This window comes from Photorhabdus heterorhabditis (assembly GCF_001280945.1).
In the GTDB taxonomy this organism is placed as follows: Bacteria; Pseudomonadota; Gammaproteobacteria; order Enterobacterales; family Enterobacteriaceae; genus Photorhabdus; species Photorhabdus heterorhabditis.
Window position 1 is genome coordinate 1 of sequence record NZ_LJCS01000133.1, and the last position, 2,665, is coordinate 2,665.

1 protein-coding gene and 1 pseudogene are annotated in these 2,665 nt (G+C 42.2%); one reads left to right on the plus strand and one right to left on the minus strand.

Features of this window, described 5'->3' with window-relative positions:
- Positions 1-111: pseudogene (locus AM629_RS23750) on the plus strand (IS982 family transposase); the annotation flags it as partial.
- Here AM629_RS23750 and AM629_RS20755 read toward each other — a convergent pair.
- Positions 108-2,405: a TonB-dependent hemoglobin/transferrin/lactoferrin family receptor gene (locus tag AM629_RS20755; protein ID WP_054481670.1), complete on the minus strand. Its 2,298-nt coding sequence runs from the start codon at positions 2,403-2,405 to the stop codon at positions 108-110. The pseudogene AM629_RS23750 and the gene AM629_RS20755 overlap by 4 nt on opposite strands.
- Between the last annotated feature and the right edge of the window lie 260 nt (positions 2,406-2,665).

Sequence of the window (2,665 nt, forward strand, 5' to 3'; positions counted from 1 at the left end):
AGAGGATTTATGTTGACCGTTTTAGGTGGACTGATTGCTTACTGCCTTAAATTGAAAAAACCATCACTGAAAGTTTTCTACTCAGAAGAAGATTTCTCAATGACGGCTTAAGCAGAATTCGGGTTAATATTACGTCCAATTCCTGAAAAAGATTCGTTGAGGTATGGTTTATAATCGCGATTAAATAAATTATTTATTGTTACACGTGCTTCAAGACCTTGTTGAAAATCAGGTTGCCAGCTAGCGAATAAACCATGCAGTGCATAACCTTTGCTTTTGGGTATTGACCAGAGTGTTGCCATTGGATCTCCATCTTTAGGCGATCTATCTTGCTTACGGACAAAATCTCCGGTCCAGCCTATTGCCATCTGCCATTGAGGGATTTTTATGCCTAACATAGTGCGGGCAGCAGTGGGTGGAATTTCCGCAATCCAAGTTTTATTACCCCAAGGATTGCGTGGTGAAGCATCTCTCTGACCACGGATAGTTGAATAAGACAGTTTTCCGAACAAATGAGTGCTGTCGTAGAAAGTCTCGATTTCCAGCCCCTGAATGGTGTATCCCGGTAAATTACGGTAGTTAGATACAGGCTTTCCGCAATCCGGTGATTTACATACTATTCCACGACGGACAAATATTTCATCTTTGCCTCTATTACGGAATAACGTTGTACGGATTTGCAAACTATCTTGGTCTGCTAGCAGGCTATTGAAATTCAGAATCGCACCGAAGCGTAAGCCTGTCATTCTTTCTACATCCAGATTACGGCTGGTGGCAGTGATACTTGCCTGTGCATATTGCATTTCATACTGTTCATCCACCAACGGAGCGCGCCATGTCCGGCTGATATCCGAAAATAGTGACAGGTTTTGGGTTGCTTTCCACATGATACCAAAATGAGGAGACCAGCCAGTATAGGTGACATTGCTGTAATCATGACCTACATTCGGTGAGTTATCATTGTAGATTGCCGCGATATTGGGTTTGCCAATATTGGTGATATGGTCATAGCGAACACTGGGTGTCACAGTAACACTGCCGATAACCATCGTATCCTGTAAATAGAAACTATTCGTTTTTTGCTCGCCAGAAGGCATATAGGTTGGTTGAAAATAGCCATAATTATATTCAGGTCTCTTGTCTTTGCTTCTATCATGGATAAGGGTATTACGTTGATTTTTATGCCAACGAACTCCAGCTAATAATGTGTGCTCTATTGGTCCGGTTATAAAATCACTTTTGTTATTTATATCTATTAAGTTATCCACATAGTTGATCCAGCTTTCATTTCCCAATGAACCAATAAAACCGTTATGGGCTTTTTCAGAGCGTTTATCATGCTGCTCTGTTTTCGAATAGGCATAGGTTGCTGTCAGGTTAAGTAACAGATTATCTTCCGGTGCAATATTCCATTTAGCTGTGTAATTTTGGTCTGTTTGATCACGATAAACCAATTTCCGGCGCCAGGCTTCATTCCAACCATATTTTTCAACCTCGGCTTCTGACGGAACGGCTATTTCATTACTCTTTGCTGCCCAGGGTTGCCAGCCATCAGAATCAAAACGCGTAGCGGAAAGTGTCAACGTATTAGCATCGTTTAGGTAAAAATTCGTTTTCAGTAAATAAGATGCCTGATCACTTTTAGAGAAAGCAAAGCGGGTACCATCGGGGCGTTTAATATTGCCGCCATCCCGTTTACTCATATATAACAGGCCATCAGCGAAGCCTTCTATTGTCCGGCCATAAACTGCACTGCTATAAATATTTTGTTGGTCATTGGTGTGATAACTGTATTTCAGCAATCCACCAAAATCTTCTCCCGGCCGTAACAAATCACTGGCATCTTTGGTGACAACTTTGACTGTTCCGCCAAATCCGCCATTACCATCAAGTAGATTATGCGGGCCTTTATCGACATCGACTCGCTTGATTAATTCAGGCTCAATAAAGATAGAGCCTTGGCGATATTTCTCGAAGCCTTTCGGTGCGTCATCTAAGGTGACTTTAACGTCTTCTGTATCACCCATTCCCCAGATATTCAGAGTTTGGCCGCCTGGACGAGGTGATCCCGACATAGAAACGCCGGGAAGTTGATCAAGCAGTTCGGCAATATTATCCGCCTGGGTGCGTTCAATATCCTCTTTTTTCAATACTGAGCTGCCAGCACTGACGCTGTTATTTAAGCCATTAACAACTGAAAGTGCAGGAAATATGAGCATTTTTTCTGGTTTCTCCGGTTTTTCCCTGGTCTTTTGGGATTCATTTTCCTGTGCGGCCAGATGATTGGGTAGACCTGCACTAAGAGCGATCATGCCTGATAAGACATAATGAATCGTACGATTCATTTGTGGTGTCGTCGTCGTTGCGGAGTTTTTTTGCAGTTTCTGGCTATTTTTAATTGTCATAATCACCCCATGAAATATCACTAAATAAAATAACTATACTTAGTAGGTCACTTCACAAAGAGAATCGGGCAGAAAAAATTAATAACGGTATTAATTTTTTGCCTTGTTGATCAAAAGATTTTCAAAACCGAACTTAGCGAAAAACGCCGTAAACCCTCGGCCAGTGCGGGCGGGGATATAAGGCGAAAAGCCCGCAGGGCTTTAAAGATCAATCTGGCGTTGACTGACTCTGAACGTAGGCTCTGAGCGTTTCAATCGTT

What these genes read in the sequence shown, in the direction of transcription:
- AM629_RS20755 (WP_054481670.1), bottom strand. Translation starts at nt 2,405, where the DNA reads ATGACAATTAAAAATAGCCAGAAACTGCAAAAAAACTCCGCAACGACG.